The organism is Veillonella sp., assembly GCF_018364065.1.
In the GTDB taxonomy this organism is placed as follows: Bacteria; Bacillota; Negativicutes; order Veillonellales; family Veillonellaceae; genus Veillonella_A.
The window spans coordinates 255275-274155 of the sequence record NZ_JAGZMO010000004.1; the positions used below are offsets into that span (position 1 = coordinate 255275).

At 47.6% G+C, this 18881-nt stretch carries 13 protein-coding genes; all 13 read left to right on the plus strand.

Annotation, left to right across the window (positions count from 1 at the left end; translation table 11 throughout):
• Nucleotide 1 precedes the first annotated feature (1 nt).
• The 13 genes from fabG to brnQ all read left to right on the plus strand — a co-directional run bounded on the left by fabG (nt 2) and on the right by brnQ (nt 18875).
• Nucleotides 2–745 (plus strand): 3-oxoacyl-[acyl-carrier-protein] reductase, encoded by a 744-nt coding sequence (gene fabG / locus KHZ77_RS06075; RefSeq protein WP_295196725.1) that lies wholly within the window; start codon nt 2–4, stop codon nt 743–745.
• Nucleotides 746–785: 40 nt separating this feature from the next.
• Nucleotides 786–1022 carry an acyl carrier protein gene (locus KHZ77_RS06080; RefSeq protein ID WP_006554975.1) on the plus strand — a complete coding sequence of 79 codons (237 nt, stop codon included), beginning with the start codon at nt 786–788 and terminating at the stop codon, nt 1020–1022.
• Nucleotides 1023–1091: 69 nt separating this feature from the next.
• Nucleotides 1092–2048, plus strand: coding sequence for a nitronate monooxygenase (locus KHZ77_RS06085; RefSeq protein ID WP_295196728.1), 957 nt, complete (start codon nt 1092–1094; stop codon nt 2046–2048).
• A gap of 38 nt (nt 2049–2086) precedes the next feature.
• Complete coding sequence (gene fabF / locus KHZ77_RS06090; RefSeq protein WP_295196729.1) at nt 2087–3331, plus strand: beta-ketoacyl-ACP synthase II; 1245 nt, start codon at nt 2087–2089, stop codon at nt 3329–3331.
• Nucleotides 3332–4120 carry a ribonuclease III gene (rnc, locus tag KHZ77_RS06095; RefSeq protein ID WP_295196732.1) on the plus strand — a complete coding sequence of 263 codons (789 nt, stop codon included), beginning with the start codon at nt 3332–3334 and terminating at the stop codon, nt 4118–4120. It abuts the gene before it with no gap.
• Nucleotides 4121–4214: 94 nt separating this feature from the next.
• Complete coding sequence (locus KHZ77_RS06100) at nt 4215–5282, plus strand: radical SAM protein (protein WP_295196736.1); 1068 nt, start codon at nt 4215–4217, stop codon at nt 5280–5282.
• A 60-nt stretch (nt 5283–5342) separates the two neighbouring features.
• Complete coding sequence (smc, locus tag KHZ77_RS06105) at nt 5343–8894, plus strand: chromosome segregation protein SMC (protein ID WP_295196737.1); 3552 nt, start codon at nt 5343–5345, stop codon at nt 8892–8894.
• Nucleotides 8894–9805, plus strand: coding sequence for a signal recognition particle-docking protein FtsY (ftsY, locus tag KHZ77_RS06110; protein ID WP_295196740.1), 912 nt, complete (start codon nt 8894–8896; stop codon nt 9803–9805). Before smc ends, ftsY begins: the two co-directional genes overlap by 1 nt.
• Nucleotides 9806–9810: 5 nt before the next feature.
• Nucleotides 9811–10239 (plus strand): hypothetical protein, encoded by a 429-nt coding sequence (locus KHZ77_RS06115; RefSeq protein ID WP_295196743.1) that lies wholly within the window; start codon nt 9811–9813, stop codon nt 10237–10239.
• A 3-nt stretch (nt 10240–10242) separates the two neighbouring features.
• Nucleotides 10243–12465, plus strand: coding sequence for an excinuclease ABC subunit UvrB (gene uvrB / locus KHZ77_RS06120; protein WP_295196744.1), 2223 nt, complete (start codon nt 10243–10245; stop codon nt 12463–12465).
• Between the two features lie 27 nt (nt 12466–12492).
• Nucleotides 12493–15339: an excinuclease ABC subunit UvrA gene (uvrA, locus tag KHZ77_RS06125; protein ID WP_295196746.1), complete on the plus strand. Its 2847-nt coding sequence runs from the start codon at nt 12493–12495 to the stop codon at nt 15337–15339.
• A 176-nt stretch (nt 15340–15515) separates the two neighbouring features.
• Nucleotides 15516–17360, plus strand: coding sequence for an excinuclease ABC subunit UvrC (gene uvrC / locus KHZ77_RS06130; RefSeq protein ID WP_295196749.1), 1845 nt, complete (start codon nt 15516–15518; stop codon nt 17358–17360).
• A 159-nt stretch (nt 17361–17519) separates the two neighbouring features.
• Complete coding sequence (brnQ, locus tag KHZ77_RS06135; RefSeq protein ID WP_295196752.1) at nt 17520–18875, plus strand: branched-chain amino acid transport system II carrier protein; 1356 nt, start codon at nt 17520–17522, stop codon at nt 18873–18875.
• The last annotated feature ends 6 nt before the right edge of the window (nt 18876–18881 follow it).

Sequence of the window (18881 nt, forward strand, 5' to 3'; positions counted from 1 at the left end):
AATGCATTTAGGAGATAAAGTAGCCTTAATCACAGGCGCATCCCGTGGTATCGGCCGTGCTATTGCGATTCGCATGGCGCAGGTTGGTGCTGACGTAGTTGTAAACTACAGTGGCAGCGAAGCGGCCGCTCAGGAAACTGTTGACGCGATTTTAGCACTTGGTCGCAAGGCCATCAAAATTAAAGCTGACGTTTCCAATGCGGACGAAGTAGCCGCTATGGTAGAAGAAGCTCATAAAACATTCGGCCATATCGATATTTTAGTAAACAATGCGGGTATTACTCGCGACGGCTTGTTAATGCGCATGAAAGACGCTGACTGGGACGATGTAATCAACATCAACCTTAAGAGCGTTTACTTGGTAACAAAAGCTGTTTCCAAGATCATGATGAAACAGCGCAGCGGCAAGATTGTTAACATGACATCCGTAGTCGGCGTAACCGGTAATGCGGGCCAGGCTAACTACAGTGCTTCCAAAGCCGGTGTTATCGGCTTCACGAAGACTTGTGCTAAAGAATTGGCATCTCGCGGTATCTGCGTAAATGCCATTGCACCGGGCTTTATTCACACAGACATGACTGACGTTTTGCCTGAAAAAGTGAAAGAAGCTATGGTGGAAACAATCCCGATGCGACGCATGGCGGAACCTTCCGAGGTTGCCAATGTGGCCGTATTCTTATCCAGTGGATTATCAAGCTATATTACCGGCCAGGTAATCAATGTTGATGGCGGCATGGTAATGTAGTATCATATACTAGATTCCATTGAAAGGAGGTGAAATCACAATGACCACGTTTGATAAAGTAAAAGCGATCGTTGTGGAACAGTTAGGCGTTGACGAAGCTGAAGTTAAAATTGATTCTACATTCATCGACGACTTGGGCGCTGACTCTTTAGACATCGTTGAATTGATCATGGCTTTCGAAGAAGAATTCAATGTAGAAATTCCTGATGATGTAGCTGAAAAAATTAAGACAGTAAAAGATACGGTAGAATATATTGATTCTATCAAAGAAGCGTAAGACTAAGACTTGTGCACCGATAGGAGGCTTCGGCCTCCTGATCGGTATACGTAACAGGAGGAATTTATAGTGAAGCTCCCTGAACTTCGCATAGGGAATCTGGTGGCAAAGGTGCCTATTATTCAAGGTGGCATGGCGATCAGGTTATCTACAGCACGCTTAGCGGCTGCTGTAGCTAATGAAGGTGGCATTGGTCTTATTGCGGCCTCCGGTATGCCATTTGATGAATTACGTTATGAAATTAGATTAGCTCGAAAATTATCACCTACGGGTATTATTGGTATAAATGCAATGGTGGCAGCAACTGAGTTTGCCGGCCTTGTAAAAACTGCTATTCAGGAAGGCATTGACCTTGTTGTAGCAGGAGCGGGTTTCTCCCGTGATATGTTCGGTATGGGTAAAGAGTCAGGTACTCCTATCGTGCCGATTGTTTCCAGCGGAAAATTGGCTCGTATTTCTGAAGGCTTAGGAGCGTCTGCAGTAATAGTGGAAGGCAGTGAAGCGGGTGGACATTTAGGTACTGACCGTTCGTCTCGTGAAATCGTGCCTGAAGTATTAAAAGCAGTAAAAAATATTCCTGTAATCGGTGCCGGTGGTGTTCTTGACGGTAAAGACATTGTTGAAATGTTGAAACTGGGAGCCCATGGGGTACAGATGGGGAGTCGCTTTGCAGCCAGTGTGGAATGCAACGCATCTGATGAATTAAAGAAAATGTACTTGCGTGCTGAAAAGCCGGAAGATATTGTTTTAATTGACAGTCCGGTAGGGTTACCGGGGCAGGCGATCCGCAACAAATTTGCAGCGTCTGTAATAGATGGTACCGTAGCACCGCCGAAGGTGTGCAATCGCTGTTTAAAGCATTGCTCTCATAAGTTCTGTCTGATCAAAGCATTGGAACGGGCGCAACAAGGGGACGTGGAAACGGGCCTCGTGTTCTCCGGCAATAATATGAGAAAAGTAGATGAAATTTTGCCAGTGAAAGAGATTTTTGCAAAATTAATCAAAGAAGTCTCCGCTATTGATTAATGTATTTCAATGCATAGTTTACATGTGAGGTGAATTAATTGGAAAAACGTGTTGTAATTACCGGTTTAGGTGCAGTAACACCTGTGGGAATTGGTAAAGAAGCATTTTATGAAGCGTTGTTGAAAGGTCAGTCCGGTATTGGCCCAATTACGCATTTTGACGCCACTGATTATGCTACACGCATTGCTGGTGAAGTTAAGGATTTTGATATTACGCAGTTTGGCGTAGACAAGAAAGAAGCTCGTCGTATGGACCGTTCTTCTGAATTTGCTATTGCCGCTGCTGTACTTGCTCTTCAAGACTCTAAACTTGATTTAGACGAAGAAGATCGCGATCGTTGTGGTACTGTAGTAGGTACAGGCATCGGGGGGATTAACTCCATCCATGATGTATATGTTACCTTGTTCGAAAAAGGACCTAATCGTGTAAGTCCTTTCGCAGTGCCAATGATGATTGCTAACATGGTGTCTGGCCGTGTATCCATCGAATTGGGTCTTCGCGGTCCGGCAATTACTGATATTACAGCTTGTGCTTCCGGCACAAACTCTATTGGTGATGCATTCCGTATTGTTGCTCGTGGCGACGCAGACATTATGTTTGCCGGCGGTACTGAAGCTGCTGTTTCTCCGGCTGCTGTTGCAGGTTTCGCTGCAATGAAAGCTATGTCCACACGCAACGACGAACCTGAAAAAGCATCCCGTCCATTCGACGCAGAACGTGATGGCTTTGTAATGGGTGAAGGGGCAGGCATCGTAGTATTAGAAGAGTTAGAACATGCTAAAGCACGTGGTGCCCACATTTATGCGGAAGTTATCGGCTACGGCAGCAATGGTGATGCTTATCACATCACAGCTCCGGCTCCTGGCGGACTTCAAGCTCGTAAATGTATGGAACTTGCTATTAACGATGCAGGTATCGATCCTAAGGAAATTAACTATATTAACGCTCATGGTACTTCTACAGGTCTTAACGACAAAAACGAAACCTTGGCAATTAAAGAGTTGTTCGGCGATCATGCAAAAGAAATCGCTATTAACTCTACAAAATCCATGACCGGTCACTTGTTAGGTGCTGCCGGTGCGATTGAAGCGATTGTAATGGCTATGGCTATTGAAACCGGTAAAATCCACCCAACTATCAACTTAACAAATCCGGATCCTGAACTTGATCTTGATTACGTTCCTGAAGGAGCACGTGAACTTAAAGTTAACTGCGCTCTTTCCAACTCCTTCGGCTTTGGCGGCCACAATGCGACACTCTTAGTTCGTCGCTACGAGGAGTAATTGAAGGGCCGTAAATCACATAAGGCAATGACGCGCCAAGCTCGAGAAGCCTCGCTTCAAGAGCTTGTGGCGCGTCTGCGCGTGCCTTTGACGGATTTGACCTTGCTGGATAGGGCATTCACGCATACGTCTTATGCGAATGAAAACAGGGCAAAACACGTACAGCACAATGAACGATTGGAGTTCTTAGGTGATGCTGTATTAGATTTAATTATTGGAGAATATCTCTTTAAGACATATCCTCAAATGACTGAGGGTGAACTGACAAAGATCAAAGCGGCTACAGTTTGTGAAACTGCCTTAGCGGCTTGTAGCGCATCATTAAATTTCGGCAATTATTTGCTGTTAGGCCGGGGGGAAGCCACATCAGGCGGACGGGCCCGTGCATCAATTTTAGCGGATACATTTGAAGCGGTTATCGGTGCGTTGTATGTAGGTACATCGTATGATACGGCCGCACAGTTTGTATTGAGTCATTTGCAAGGATATTTGGAAAAAGCAAAAGCCGGTAAATTGGGGAAAGATTACAAGACCATGTTGCAGGAATATGTGCAGCAGGACGGGGAAAAGCAGATTGTTTATACTCTCGTCAGTGAATCAGGTCCCGACCATGACAAAGTATTTTGCATGGAAGTCCGTATTGAAGGCAAGGCATACGGATCCGGCACAGGAAAAAGTAAAAAAGAAGCGGAACAACACGCGGCACAGGTTACCTTGGAATATTTACAAAGCCAACAGCTGTGTGAATGCGTTCCCTGTCACGAAATCATAGAGACTCGCAACGCGTAATAGATAGAGCCTCATATGAAGTTTGTTCTCATTTATAAAAGTAGAGGAGCGGATATCCGCTCCTCTTTCGTATATCATATGAGTAGGAGGATATATGGGATTGAATAGTAAATTTTATACAAAGCCGCTAGGAATGATTCCATTCTATATACCTCACGCCGGGTGTCCGCAACAGTGTATTTTCTGTAATCAGCATCGCATTGCCGCCCATGAGGCGCCGGCGTTTTCTGTAGACATTGACGCGACTATTGATGAATATATTGGCTCTAAACGAGACGAAAAATATTGGGAAGTGGCGTTTTACGGCGGCAGTTTCACAGCCTTGCCGGCAGATTTGCAGGAGTCCTTGTTGAAGCCGGCTTATGAAGCGTTAAAGGCAGGCCGTATTGACGGCATTCGCTGCTCTACACGGCCGGATGCTTTGGAGCAGGACGCCATTGACCGTTTAAAGGCGTACGGTGTAAGTACGGTGGAAATCGGCGTACAGTCCATGGATGATGACATATTGCGAAACTCTAAACGGGGCCATACATCAGATCAGGTAGTGGAAGCGGTAGGCCGATTAAAAGAAAATCACATCAAGGTGGGCATTCAGCTGTTACCGGGATTGCCCGGCGAAACCTGGAAGACTTTGGTGCATACAGCTGTAGCCATCGCGAATACGGAGCCGGACTTCGGACGCATTTATCCCGTCCTCGTCATTGAAGATACGGAATTGGCGGATCAGGTGAAAGACGGCACTTATACGCCGTTAAGCACTGAGCAGGCCGTGGTGTACAGCGCCTTCTTGAAGACCTATTTGGAATCTAAAGGGATTTATATTATTCGCACCGGATTGCAAAGCACGGAAGAACTGGATAATGGCGTTTCCCTTGTAGGCGGGCCTTATGAGCCGGCTATGGGAGAAATGGTTATTAATCGTCAGTGGCGGTTGCGGATTGAAGAGTTTATAGAAAAATATGCACATGAATGTCAGCAACAAACTGTCATAATTTCGTACGCACGTTCGCTAACTTCCAAGGTGCGCGGATTGAAGCGAAGTAATTATAATTATTTTAATAAGATGTACCCGCAATTTACCTGGAAGTGGGAAGAAGACCGCAATTTACATGATGAAGAGCATATTTATATTTACATAGATAATGTTAAATATATGCTCTGATTATGTTATAATAAAGGGTACACAAAAATTCGATGAATTGATTATTAAAAGGTGGTAGGCATGCAGCTCCTAAGATTAGAAATGAAAGGTTTTAAATCTTTCGCGGATAAGACAATTGTAAAATTTTCCCCCGGAATGACTGCCATCGTAGGTCCGAACGGAAGTGGTAAGAGTAACATTACGGATGCTATGCGCTGGGTATTGGGTGAGTCCAACGTACGCCAGTTGCGCGGTCAGAAGGCGGAGGATATTATCTTTTCCGGTACGGAGAAGCGCCGCCCCTTAAGTTCGGCAGAAGTAACTTTAATTTTTGATAATGCGGATCGCGGATTGGACACGGACTTTCCGGAAGTGGCCATTACACGACGCATTTATCGCAATGGGGACAGTGAGTTTTTAATCAACCGCAAAGCGTGTCGTCTAAAAGATATTCACGCTTTATTGGCTGATACAGGCTTGGGGCGCGATTCCATGGCCATTATCGGTCAGAACCGCGTAGATGCGATATTGAACAGTAAACCGGAAGAACGCCGTCTCATTTTCGAAGAAGTGGCCGGTATTGCCCGTTCGAAAATGGACAAAGAAGAAGCGTTGCGCCGTATGGGGCAAACGGAACGCAATATGGAGCGTGTGGCGGACTTGATGGCCAGCTTGGAGGAACAGATTGAGCCCTTAGCTGAGAAGGCGGAGAAGACGAAACTCTACGGCGAATTAAGTCGCACGAAGCGTATTTATGACGGCGCCTTAGCGTTCCATGACTACAAAGTGGCGGACCGCCTTTTTACGAAACAGGAAAATGAAAAAATCAGCTTAACCAATGAAGATGTGGAGCTGCAGACTGAGTTATCCAAGCAGGATGCGGCGTATGAACAGCTGAAACTGGATACGGAGAAGAAGGAAGAAATTCTCCGTGAGGCTGACGAAACGTACAGTGAAACGCAGCAAGCTGTAACGGCTTTGCAAGGTGATGTTAAGCTGGAAGACGAAAAGCTTCGCACGGCGCAAAAAAACTTGGAAGACTTAAATCGCCGCGCTACGGAACTCATCATGTCCCGTACGACGGATGAACAGAAAAAGTTGATGCACGAGAAGCTGGTGGCGGACAGTGTAGGCGAGTTAGAGGCGAAGGAAGCGGCAGCGGCACAGTTAAAATCCGTACAGGACGAAATGTATAAGGCCCTGTTGGTGAAGCAAAATGAACTGCAGACCTTGCAGGCGGAAGAAGAATCCCGCCACAATCGCCAACTTGAGTTGGTAGGCCAGGTGGAACAGAGCCGCCAGGAAGTGCAGAACTTGCAGGCACAGTCGGTGGAACTGGACCGACTGATTCAGACGTTAATCGGTGAAGAACAGGAAACCGGCGAAGAGTTGCAGACACTGCAGGCTAACTATGATGCGCTGTTGAAGGCACAGGAAAAAGCCGGCGCGGAGCGTCAGAGCAAGCGCGAAACATTGCAGGAGTCATATAACCAACGCCGCGGCCTTGAAGGTGAATTGCAGACTATTAAGCGGCAGATCCAAACCATTGACGGGCGCTTGGATGTGCTGGCTCAGTGGGAAGAGCAATATGAAGGCTATCAGGAAGGTACGCGCAATGTGCTGCGAGCGAAAGAGTCGTGGCGCAGCGGAGTACGCGGTGCTGTAGGTGACTTATTCACTGTAGAAGCAAAGTTTGTGACGGCCATTGATATTGCGCTGGGCGGTTCGATCAATCACATTGTTACGACCACACCGGCGGTGGCTTCCGCAGGGATTACCCATTTAAAACGAACCCAGGGAGGCCGCGTTACGTTCCTGCCTATGGAAACTGTGAAAGGTCATGTGGCGGAAACGCCTGCATTGGCTGAAGACGGCGTACTGGGCCGGGCCGTAGACTGCATTCAATTCGATGCAGATTACGAAGGTATTTTTAGATATTTATTGGGCCGCGTACTCGTAGTGACTACGATGGAACGGGCTATTGAGCTGCAAAAGAAATACAAGCAGCAATTGCGTATTGTCACCTTAGGGGGCGAGCAGTTCCAACCGGGAGGCTCACTGTCAGGTGGCCAGGTAAAACGCCGTAAAGCGTCTGTTATGGCCCGCAAAGAAGAAGTTCAGAGCCTGGAAGCAGATAAAGTAAAAGCGGAACAGGCGTTGCACGGGCTGGAGCAGAAACTGGACGATGTGAATCGTACTATCGGCGAACTGGAAGGAGCGGCGCAAACCTTAAACAGTGCGTACGAAGAAGCGCACATGCAGGTTATGAACGGCCAATCCGCATTGAAGCTCGGTGAAGAACGTCATGCCCGCAAAGGCCGCGTGTTGCAGGAGAATAAGGCAAAACAGGTTGACCTGGTGCAGCGCATCAAGTCAGCGGATGAGCTTCTTTTGAGCCGCACGGAAGAATTATCGGGCTTCAAGAAAAATGGCGAAGGCACGTCCAGCCAAAGTGAACTGCTGGAGGAATTATCCCGCTGTCAGACCGCTCATCAGGAAGCGATGACGACCTATAATGAGGCGCATCTGGCCTGTGAAAGTTTGCGACAGTTACAGAGTCACCGGGAAAGCCAGATTCAGGAGTGGGAAGTTTCTATTGAAGAAGCCACTCGCCGACTGGTACCGCTTCAGGATGAAGTGGCGCTCACAAAAGAGCAGGTGGACAAGGAACTTCCGCAGCGCATTGCAGCTCTTAATAAAGAGTTGCAAGCAAAACAGGAGGAGGCGCAGACGCTTAAAGAAGAACGAGAAGTTCTTTACACGGCGACGAAAGAGCAGCGCTCTACGTTGGACAGTATGAGCCGCAGCCGTATGGAAATGGAAAGTCGTTTGCGCAAATTGCAGCAGAGACTGGGCCATATGGAAGGGCTCTTGGCCAAGTATGAAATGGGCAGTACCCAGGCGTTGGCCCGACTGGAAGAATTGGGCTTTACCAAGGAAGAAGGTCAGGAGTTGAAGCCGGATGGTGTCGTGGCGGATTGGCGAGCTCAGGAAGAAGCGCTCAGTCAGGAGATTGAAGCGTTGGGACCAATCAACCCGGCCGCTGTGGAAGAGTACGAACAGGCATTGAAGAATCAGGAATTTTACCATAATCAGCATACGGATCTGGAACAGGCAAAGGCGCAGCTGGAAACAGTTATCCAGGAGATTGATGCGGCCATGTCTGAAAAGCTGAACGATGTACTGATTAAGGTAGGCGAACGGTTCCAAACTGTATTTGCTCAATTGTTCGGCGGCGGTACGGCACAAATTGCCTTAACTGATGAAACAGATATTTTAAACAGTGGTATTGATTTTTATATTCAGCCACCGGGAAAGAAACAGCAGCAGCTGACGCTGTTATCCGGTGGTGAACGGGCGTTAACCGTAATTGCATTGCTGTTTTCGTTTTTAGATTTTAAACCGGCTCCATTCTGTGTACTTGACGAAGTGGATGCCGCACTGGACGAAGCAAATGTGGAACGTTTCGGCCGATATTTACAGCGTTTAGGCGACGATACGCAGTTTATTGTAGTATCGCACCGCAAGCGCACAATGGAAGCGGCGCAGGTTCTCCAGGGTGTAACCATGGTGGAACGGGGCGTATCGCGCTTATTGACCGTAGCCTTTGAAGATGTGAAGGAGGATATGTAATGGGATTTTTTAATGCATTCAGCAATGCCCTTAAAGATACAAAGAAGAAACTGACTAAAACGATTGAAACGGTAATTATCGGCTATGCTGAAATTGACGACGATTTTCTTGATGACTTGGAAGTGGCCATGATTACCGGCGACTTAGGGGTAAAAACAACCGACTACCTCATGAAGGAAATTCGCCGCGGTGTTACGTCCGGTCAGATTAAAAATACCGGAGACGTAATGCCTGTTATTGAAGATTGTATTAAGCGACTGCTCGGTGAACAGGAAGAAGAATTACCGCTTCATTCACCGGAAGTTATCCTCGTAGTAGGCGTAAACGGCGTTGGCAAAACAACAACTATCGCCAAGTTGGCCAACTATTATAAAACACAAGGCAAATCCGTGCTTTTAGCGGCGGCCGACACATTCAGAGCGGCGGCGTCCGAACAGCTGACTATCTGGGCTGAGCGCGTAGGTGTGCCAATTGTAAAACATCAGGAAGGGGCCGATCCGGCAGCCGTTGTATTCGATGCGCTGGCATCTGCCAAAGCCCGTCAGGCGGACATTGTTATCATTGATACGGCCGGACGTTTGCATACGAAGACAAACTTGATGGAAGAATTGAAAAAAATCGGTCGCGTGGCGGACCGCCAGGTTCCGGGCGCGCCTCATCAGACCTTGCTCATCCTTGACGGCACAACCGGTCAAAATGCGGTGAGTCAGGCTAAATTGTTCGGTGAAGCAGTGCCGATTACAGGCATTGTGGTAACGAAACTTGACGGCACGGCCAAGGGCGGTGTAGTTATTTCAGTAAAAGAAGAGTTAGGCGTTCCTGTGCGCTGGATCGGCATCGGTGAAAAAATGGATGACCTGAAGCCGTTTAATGCAGCGGACTTTGCGAATGCATTGTTTGAAAAGGATTGATACAAGTGAATTTTAACTTAACGAGAGAAAAGTTGGAGGCTTACGCACGTCTGGAAAACAAGAACAACGGCTATGGCGCTCCTGAAGAGGTTATTCAACTCATTGGAGATTTAGTGGATTATGTGGCGGAAATGTACCGTCCTGTAACCCGTTTGGTATTGGCCAACTGGAAAGATTTGGACGAACGAATTAAAAACTTCACGTCCGAACAGTGGGAAATGCCGATGGAAATCAGCTTGCAGACCGGGGTAAATCAGAAAGCGGTAGCTTTGTTGATTGAAGTGTTGGAAGGACCTGATACGGCAGAACAGCGCGATGAAATTCGCCGCGAAATGAATGAACTTGAGCGGAAACAGTTGCAGGAACATATTGACCGTGTCCGCGAAGAAGAAGCGGCGGCGCGCGAGCAGGCCGCAAAGGGGAAAGGACATTAAGTAATGGCACATGCATCCATTCATCGAAACTATGAAGGACCGGGTACGCCTTTTAAAGTCGAAGCTCCCTTTGAACCTATGGGCGATCAACCGACGGCCATAGCGTCCTTAGTGAACGGTGTGGAGCAGGGCGACTGGGCCCAAGTGTTGTTGGGGGCTACGGGTACGGGGAAAACGTATACCATGGCGAAGCTTATTGAAGGCGTACAGAAACCGACCTTGGTTATTGCGCACAATAAAACATTGGCGGCACAGCTCTGTAGCGAGTTCAAAAGTTTCTTCCCTAATAATGCGGTGGAATACTTTGTTTCTTATTACGATTTTTATCAGCCGGAAGCGTATATTGCGTCCACTGATACTTATATAGAAAAAGATGCGTCTATTAATGACGAAATCGATAAATTGCGCCACTCCGCCACAATGAGTCTCTTTGAGCGGCGCGACGTAATCATCGTGGCCTCCGTAAGCTGTATTTACGGCTTAGGTGACCCGGAAGACTATAGCGACCTGGTTGTATCTCTTCGACTTGGCCAGGAGCGCAGTCGTGACGACATTTTGAAAAAGCTGGTAGACATTCAATATACACGTAATGACATCAATTTTACACGCGGTACATTCCGCGTGCACGGCGACGTTATTGAAGTGTTCCCGGCCGCCTATAGTGAGCGTGTAGTTCGCATTGAATTGTTCGGCGATGAAATCGACCGCTTATCGGAAATCGATGTGCTTACAGGCGAAATCATTGCGGAACGCAAGCACGTGGCCATCTATCCGGCTTCTCACTATGTTACGACGCAGGAAAAACTGCGGGTAGCCATCAGCCGTATTGAAGATGAGCTGGACGAACAGTTGCGCTTTTTAAAGAGCAAGGACCGTTTGTTAGAGGCACAGCGATTAGAGCAGCGTACTCGTTACGATATCGAAATGATGCAGGAAATGGGCTACTGTTCCGGCATCGAAAACTATTCGCGCCTCATGTCGAACCGCAAACCGGGGGAAGCACCATTTACCTTGATTGATTATTTCCCTGACGATTTTCTGATTTTAATCGACGAATCTCATGTGACAATTCCTCAGATTCGCGCTATGTATAATGGTGACCGGGCTCGTAAGACGAACCTTATTGAATATGGGTTCCGCTTGCCGTCCGCCTTGGACAACCGTCCTTTAAAATTCGAAGAGTTCGAAGAGCGAATCAATCAGATCGTATACGTTTCGGCAACGCCGGGACCCTATGAAATGGAATCGCAAACCAATATTGCGGAACAGATCATTCGTCCTACAGGCTTGTTGGATCCGGAAATTGAAATCCGTCCGATTAAGGGGCAAATGGATGATTTACTCGGCGAAATCAAGGACCGGGCGAAGAAGAATGAACGTGTATTGGTGACGACGCTGACGAAGAAGATGGCGGAAGACTTGACGGAATTCTTGAAAGAAGTGGGCGTACGGGTGCGTTATTTGCACTCCGATATTGCTACCATTGAACGTGCGGATATTATTCGCGATCTGCGAGCCGGCGTCTTCGACGTGCTCGTAGGGATTAACTTGCTCCGTGAAGGTTTGGACATGCCGGAAGTTTCTCTGGTGGCCATTCTTGATGCGGACAAGGAAGGCTTCCTGCGCAGTGATACGTCCTTGATTCAGACAATCGGCCGTGCAGCCCGTAATGAACATGGCCGCGTTATTATGTACGCGGACCGCGTGACGGGTTCTATGGAACGAGCCATTGGGGAGACGGAACGTCGTCGCGATGTGCAGGCTGCGTATAACAAAGAGCACAATATTACGCCGAAGTCGATTAAGAAGGAAGTTAAGGAACTTATTGAATTGACTAAACTGGAAGAAGAAAGTCAGGCAGTAGGTGAAGTAACGGAAGTATATGGCGTCAGTGAAGACGGCAAAGCCGGCACTGGAAAAGCGGGCAAAGCCAAATCCGGACGCGGTGCCTCCGGTAAGGCTTCCGGTAAAGCGGGGGCTAAGCGCGGTTCCAAGAAAGCCGCTGCAGATACAGCAGCTGCACCGGTGGCAGCTGCGGCAGATCAGGTGGAACCGGCTGTTACTATAGAAGATGTATTCAATGAAATTGAAGAAACAACCCGCCAGATGAAGGCGGCCGCCAAACAGCTTGAATTTGAAAAAGCGGCGGAATTACGAGACAAATTGGGCCTCTTGCGTCAGCAGTTATCCGATTTACAGGATGTGCGTGACCGTAAAGGACGTTAACATATATGCATTAACCGGGAGGTTATGGTGAAAGAAGAACTTATAGTAAAAGGAGCAAGACAGCACAATCTTAAGAACATTGATGTCGCCTTGCCTCGCGATAAATTTATCGTCATCACCGGCCTGAGCGGTTCCGGCAAATCGTCCCTCGCATTCGATACGATTTACGCGGAAGGACAGCGACGCTATGTGGAATCGTTGTCCGCCTATGCCCGTCAGTTCTTGGGCCAGATGGATAAACCGGATGTGGACTATATTGAAGGTCTGTCACCGGCCATTTCCATCGATCAGAAGACGACCAGTCGCAACCCCCGTTCCACCGTGGGGACCGTAACGGATATTTACGACTATTTGCGACTTTTATTTGCTCGCGTGGGCCGTGCCTATTGTCCAAGTTGCGGCAAGCCGATTACACAGCAGTCTGTAGAGCAGATGAGCGATGATGTACTCAGCCTACCGCAAGGTACAAAGATTTTAATCATGGCACCTCATGTGGCAGGTAAAAAAGGCGAACACAAACAGGTATTTGAAAAGCTTCGCAAAGAAGGCTTTGTCCGTGTTCGCGTAGATGGCGAAATTCGCCTCTTAGATGAAGACATTGAACTGGAGAAAAACAAGAAGCACTCCATTGATATAGTGATTGACCGTCTGGTAGTGAAAGACGGTATTACATCCCGTTTGACCGACTCCATGGAAACGGCGGCCAAATGGGGTGACGGCATGGTAATCGTTCAGGAAGTGGACGGCGAGCAGCATATGTACAGCCAGCACTTTGCCTGTCCTGATTGCCATATTTCCTTGCCGCCTATTGAACCGCGCATGTTCTCCTTCAACAGTCCGTTCGGTGCCTGTCCCGCATGCTCCGGCATCGGCAGCACCATGGAAGTGGATGAGGAGCGAGTGATTCCTGACGGAGATATTCCGTTTATTGATGGAGCGGTTAAACCGTTGAGCTCCAATATTAATGCATGGTTCATGCGTCAGTTGGATGGTTTGTTGCAGTCTCACGGCTACAGCTTGGAAAATACGTACAACGAATTGCCTAAGAAGTTGCAACAACTGGTCATGAACGGCAGTTCTGATTTAGTAAGCTTTGAATACGAAAATATGAGCGGCGAAGTGAAGACCTATCGTCAACCGTACGAAGGGATTTTGCCGATGGTGAAACGCCGTCACAGTGAAGCTACTACGGACTCCATGCGCGAAGCTTTTGAAGAATATATGTCCGTTAAGCCTTGTAAGACTTGTGGCGGTGCCCGTTTGAAACCGGAAGCATTGGCCATTCGCGTAGGCAGCAAGAACATTGTAGAAGTGACAGACTTATCTATCAGCGAAGCGGTAGAGTACTTCGACACTGTAGAATTGACGGACCGTGAAAAATTTATCGGTGCGCAGATTCTAAAAGAAATTAAAGCGCGACTCATGTTCTTGAACAATGTTGGTTTGGATTACCTCACAATGAGCCGTAATGCCGGTTCCTTATCGGGCGGTGAAGCGCAGCGTATTCGCCTGGCTACACAGATCGGTTCCGGACTTGTAGGCGTATTGTATATTTTGGACGAACCGTCCATCGGTCTTCATCAACGCGACAATGACCGCTTAATCGCCACCTTGAAAGGATTGCGCGATTTAGGCAATACATTGCTCGTCGTTGAACATGACGAAGATACTATGATGGCGTCCGATTATCTTGTAGACATCGGCCCGGGTGCCGGCGAAAACGGCGGCCAGGTGGTGGCGCAAGGTACGGTGGAAGAAGTGATGGCCAATCCGGATTCCATTACCGGCCAGTACTTGAGCGGCAAGAAGTTCATTCCGGTACCGGAAGAACGTCGTAAATCCAACGGCAACGAATTGGAAGTGCGCGGCGCCAAGGAAAATAACTTAAAGAATATTAATGTAAAATTCCCCCTAGGTGTGTTTACCGTTGTAACCGGCGTGAGCGGTTCCGGCAAATCCACGTTGGTTAATGAGATTTTATATAAAGGCTTGGCTAATCGCCTGTATCGCTCCTACCATAAAGTGGGTGCTCATAAAGAGATTCGCGGTGTAGAATATATTGATAAAATCATCAATATCGACCAGAGTCCAATCGGTCGTACGCCACGTTCCAATCCGGCGACATATACCGGCGTGTTTGATTCTATTCGCGAGTTGTACAGCCAGACACCGGAAGCGAAGATTCGAGGCTACAAACAGGGCCGTTTCAGCTTTAACGTGCGCGGCGGCCGTTGTGAAGCGTGTCGTGGTGACGGGATTATTAAAATCGAAATGCACTTCCTGCCGGATGTGTATGTGCCTTGCGAAGTTTGTAAAGGGGCCCGCTACAATCGGGAAACCTTGGAAGTGAAGTACAAAGGCAAATCCATCGCTGACGTATTGGACATGGTTGTAGATGAAGCGGTAGATTTCTTCAAGGCTATTCCTAAGATTCACCGCAAATTGGTAACCTTACAGGAAGTAGGTCTGGGCTATATCCGTCTCGGCCAGCCGGCTACCACCTTATCCGGTGGTGAAGCACAGCGTGTCAAACTGGCCACTGAGTTGGCTCGTCGCAGCACCGGCAAGACCTTGTACATTCTGGATGAACCGACCACCGGTCTTCATGCGGAAGATATTCGCAAGTTGCTCGATGTATTGCAGAAGCTGGTTGACGGCGGTGATACGGTAGTCGTAATTGAACACAACCTGGATGTAATCAAAACGGCGGACCATATTATCGACTTGGGGCCGGAAGGCGGTACACGCGGCGGTACCATCGTAGGCACCGGTACACCGGAAGCGATTTGCAAGCTGAAGGAAAGCTATACAGGCAAGTTCTTAAAACCTGTATTGGATAAAACAAGAGCTTTTATGAAAAAAGCTGCGAAATAAAATGGTTATATAAAGCAGCTATATAATCGCAGTTAGAGAGACTATATAAAGAAGCTATATAATCGTAGCTACAGCGACTATATAAAGTAGCTAAAAGTTGTATATAGAGTATCTAAAAGTTTAAAAACGTTAAATAGAGTGGCTTAATAGCAACCATATATGAAAGGCGGTATGTAATGGTCAGTGAAGAAGTACTGGAGAAAATAAGCCATTTGCCTACAACGCCCGGTGTATATATTTGGCGTGATCAATATAAGCGAATTATTTATGTAGGAAAGGCGGTCAATATTCGCAATCGCGTGCGCTCCTATGTGCGCCATGATGCGAACCGCGCCCCTAAAGTTACGGCTATGATGAAGCGGGCCGTCGACGTGGAAGTCATCCAGACCAAGACGGAGATGGAAGCGCTCATTTTAGAAAATACGCTCATCAAGGAACATCATCCGAAGTATAATATTATGCTCCGCGATGATAAAACCTATCCCTATGTAAAAGTAACGGTGCAGGAAGATTTTCCTCGCGTCATTATGGTGCGGCGCATGGAGCGTGACGGTGCCAAGTATTTCGGGCCCTTTACGGATGTGACGGCGGTACATCAGACGATTAAGCTGTTCCGCCGCCATTTTCCGTTGCGCACCTGTCAGAGCATGAAGGTGCAGCGCCCCTGCCTGCAGTATCATTTGGGCTATTGCGAAGCCCCTTGCGTGGGCCTGGTAAGCAAGGAAAAATATCGCACCTATATTGATCAAATTGTGCAGGTGCTGGAAGGCAAACATATTCCTTTGTTGGATGAATTGAAAGCATCGATGGAAGCGGCTGCGGAGGATTTGGACTTTGAAAAGGCCGCACAGCTGCGCGATCAGTTGCAGGCGCTGGATAAACTGAGAGAAAAACAGCGCATGGTAACACAGCGCGGCGACATTGATGTAATCGGTCTCGCCATGGAAGCGGCCATGGTATGCGTACAGGTATTTTTCATACGCCAGGGACGCATGCTGGGACGCGAAAATTTCTTTATCAGAAATGACGGCGACTCCGAAGCGGATATTATGACTGAATTTATTAAACAGTACTACGGCGGTGCCAGCTTTGTACCGAAAGAAGTACTGTTGCCGTATGAAACGGAAGAGCGGGCACTCTTTGAAGAATGGTTCTCCCAGATGAAGGGGCAACATGTGGAAGTATCAGTGCCGCAGCGCGGTTTCAAACGGGATTTAATTAAAATGGCTGAAGAAAATGCACAGAACTTCTTGGCCGAACGTCGTCGCCAATGGCAGTATGATCTGGACAAGAGCGGCGGAGCAGTGAAAAAAATGGCGGAAGTATTGGACTTGCCGCGACTGCCGGAACGTATGGAATGTTTCGATATTTCCCATACGCAGGGCAGTGAAACTGTAGCGTCCATGGTGGTGTTCGAAGACGGCAAGCCGGCGAAAAAAGAATATCGCCGCTTTAAGTTGAAAACCGTACAGGGCAAGCCGGATGATTTTAAATCTATGGCGGAAATTATGGCGCGCCGCTACGGCAATGAAACGGACTGGCCTATGCCGGACCTGATTATCATTGACGGTGGCAAGGGCCAGTTAAATGCGGCTTTGCCGCTCATTCGTGCCGTAGGCGTAACGGATGTGCCGGTTATTTCATTGGCAAAGCGAATCGAAGAAGTATTCGTAGAAGGGCAGTCGGATAGTATTATCCTTTCCCATCATTCGCCGGAATTGCAACTGTTACAGCAAATCCGTGATGAGGCCCATCGATTTGCCATTACGTATCATCGTAAATTGCGCGGTAAACGTAACTTGGAGTCCATTCTTGATCACATCGAAGGGATTGGACCGAAACGGCGCAAGGCCTTGTGGGACGCATTTAATACGCTGGAATACATCAAGGCGGCCTCTGTGGAAGAGCTCGCGGCGGTGCCCGGCATGAATCAGAAAGCGGCGGAAGCAGTTTACAACTTTTTCCGTTTGTCGAAAGATGAAAAAGATGCTACCATTAAGGGTAATGTAATTAATTCATAACAATCTGTACTGCCGGTGTACTTAGTGCGCAAGATTCATTTGCACAGGGCGGGTATAAATGTAACGCACTTTGCAGGCGAATCTTGAGCGCTTCTATGCTTGCAGGAATCGGATTGTTGTTGAATGTAAGAAGGGAAAAGAGAATTTGGAGGGATGCTTATGAATGGGAAATTGTCATTCAGTTCAAGTATTGTTATCGGATCTATGTTATTCGGTATGTTTTTCGGTGCGGGGAATTTAATCTTCCCGGTACACATGGGGCAGGAAGCGGGGGCTTCCGTCTGGGTTGCAACTGTCGGTTTCTTGCTGACCGCAATCGGGCTTCCATTTTTAGGGGTTGTAGCTATCGGTATTTCCCGAAGCTCCGGCTTATTTGATTTGGCATCGCGCGTACATCCGACTTATGCGAAATTATTTACTATTTTATTATATTTAACAATCGGACCTGCGTTTGCCTTGCCTCGTACAGCTACTGTATCGTATCAGATCGGCCTGGCGCCTTATATTGGAGCTGATGCACAGACTGCCAGTTTAGCCGCCTTTACCTTTGTGTTCTTTGCCGTAGGCTTGTTCCTGGCTATGAATCCGGGCAAATTGATGGTGTATATTGGTAAAATTTTGAATCCTTTATTCCTCATTTTCCTGGCCATTTTATTGGTAACGGCTTTGATTTCCCCAATGGGTTCCATCAGTACAGCACCTGTAAGCGGTGACTATCAGACGATGGCTTTCTTTAAAGGTTTTACAGAAGGTTATAATACGATGGACGCCTTGGCAGCCTTAGCCTTCGGTATCGTCGTTGTTAAAGCGATGCAGAATGTGGGGGTTACTGAACCGAAAGACTTGGCTGTAGGCATGGTTAAATCCGGTATTGTTGTAGTTATCCTCATGGTTGTTATTTACGGTTTCCTCGCCTATGTAGGTGCCAGCAGCCTGGGCGTATTGACCTTATCTGCTAACGGCGGTATCGCTTTGGCGGAAACAGCAAACTATTACTTCGGTTCCGTAGGGGCTATTTTGTTGGCTATCATCGTTACCTTGGCTTGTTTAAAAACAGCCGTAGGTTTGCTTTGTGCGTGCGGTGAAACCTTCGTTGAATTATTCCCTAATTCCATCAGCTACAAAAAGTATGTGTATGCATTCGGCATTATTTCGTTCTTAATCGGCAACGTAGGTTTAACTCAGATTATTACCTTGGCCATTCCGATTTTGATGCTCTTATATCCGCTTACAATTACGATCATTTTACTTACCTTCTTGGCGCCTCTTTTCAAAGAACGTCAGGCTGTGTATTTTATTACGACCATGTTCGCATTGGTGGCGGCTATCGGCGATGCATTGAACACATTACCGGAGGCCTTAGGAAAAACAGAGGCCGTTCAACAATTATTGGGCTTGTATAAGGCATTGCCTTTCTTTGACTTAGGCATGGGCTGGATTGTACCGTCCGCTATCGGCTTTGTGTTGGGGCTAATTTATATTGCTGTCAAAAAGAGCGACAAAGCGTTAAACTAATGTTCA

Excerpts from the sequence above, each read along its gene's own strand:
- uvrB (WP_295196744.1), top strand. The coding sequence starts at position 10,243 with ATGGCACATGCATCCATTCATCGAAACTATGAAGGACCGGGTACGCCT.
- KHZ77_RS06080 (WP_006554975.1), top strand. The coding sequence starts at position 786 with ATGACCACGTTTGATAAAGTAAAAGCGATCGTTGTGGAACAGTTAGGC.
- brnQ (WP_295196752.1), top strand. The coding sequence starts at position 17,520 with ATGAATGGGAAATTGTCATTCAGTTCAAGTATTGTTATCGGATCTATG.
- smc (WP_295196737.1), top strand. The coding sequence starts at position 5,343 with ATGCAGCTCCTAAGATTAGAAATGAAAGGTTTTAAATCTTTCGCGGAT.
- fabG (WP_295196725.1), top strand. The coding sequence starts at position 2 with ATGCATTTAGGAGATAAAGTAGCCTTAATCACAGGCGCATCCCGTGGT.
- KHZ77_RS06100 (WP_295196736.1), top strand. The coding sequence starts at position 4,215 with ATGGGATTGAATAGTAAATTTTATACAAAGCCGCTAGGAATGATTCCA.
- ftsY (WP_295196740.1), top strand. The coding sequence starts at position 8,894 with ATGGGATTTTTTAATGCATTCAGCAATGCCCTTAAAGATACAAAGAAG.
- uvrC (WP_295196749.1), top strand. The coding sequence starts at position 15,516 with ATGGTCAGTGAAGAAGTACTGGAGAAAATAAGCCATTTGCCTACAACG.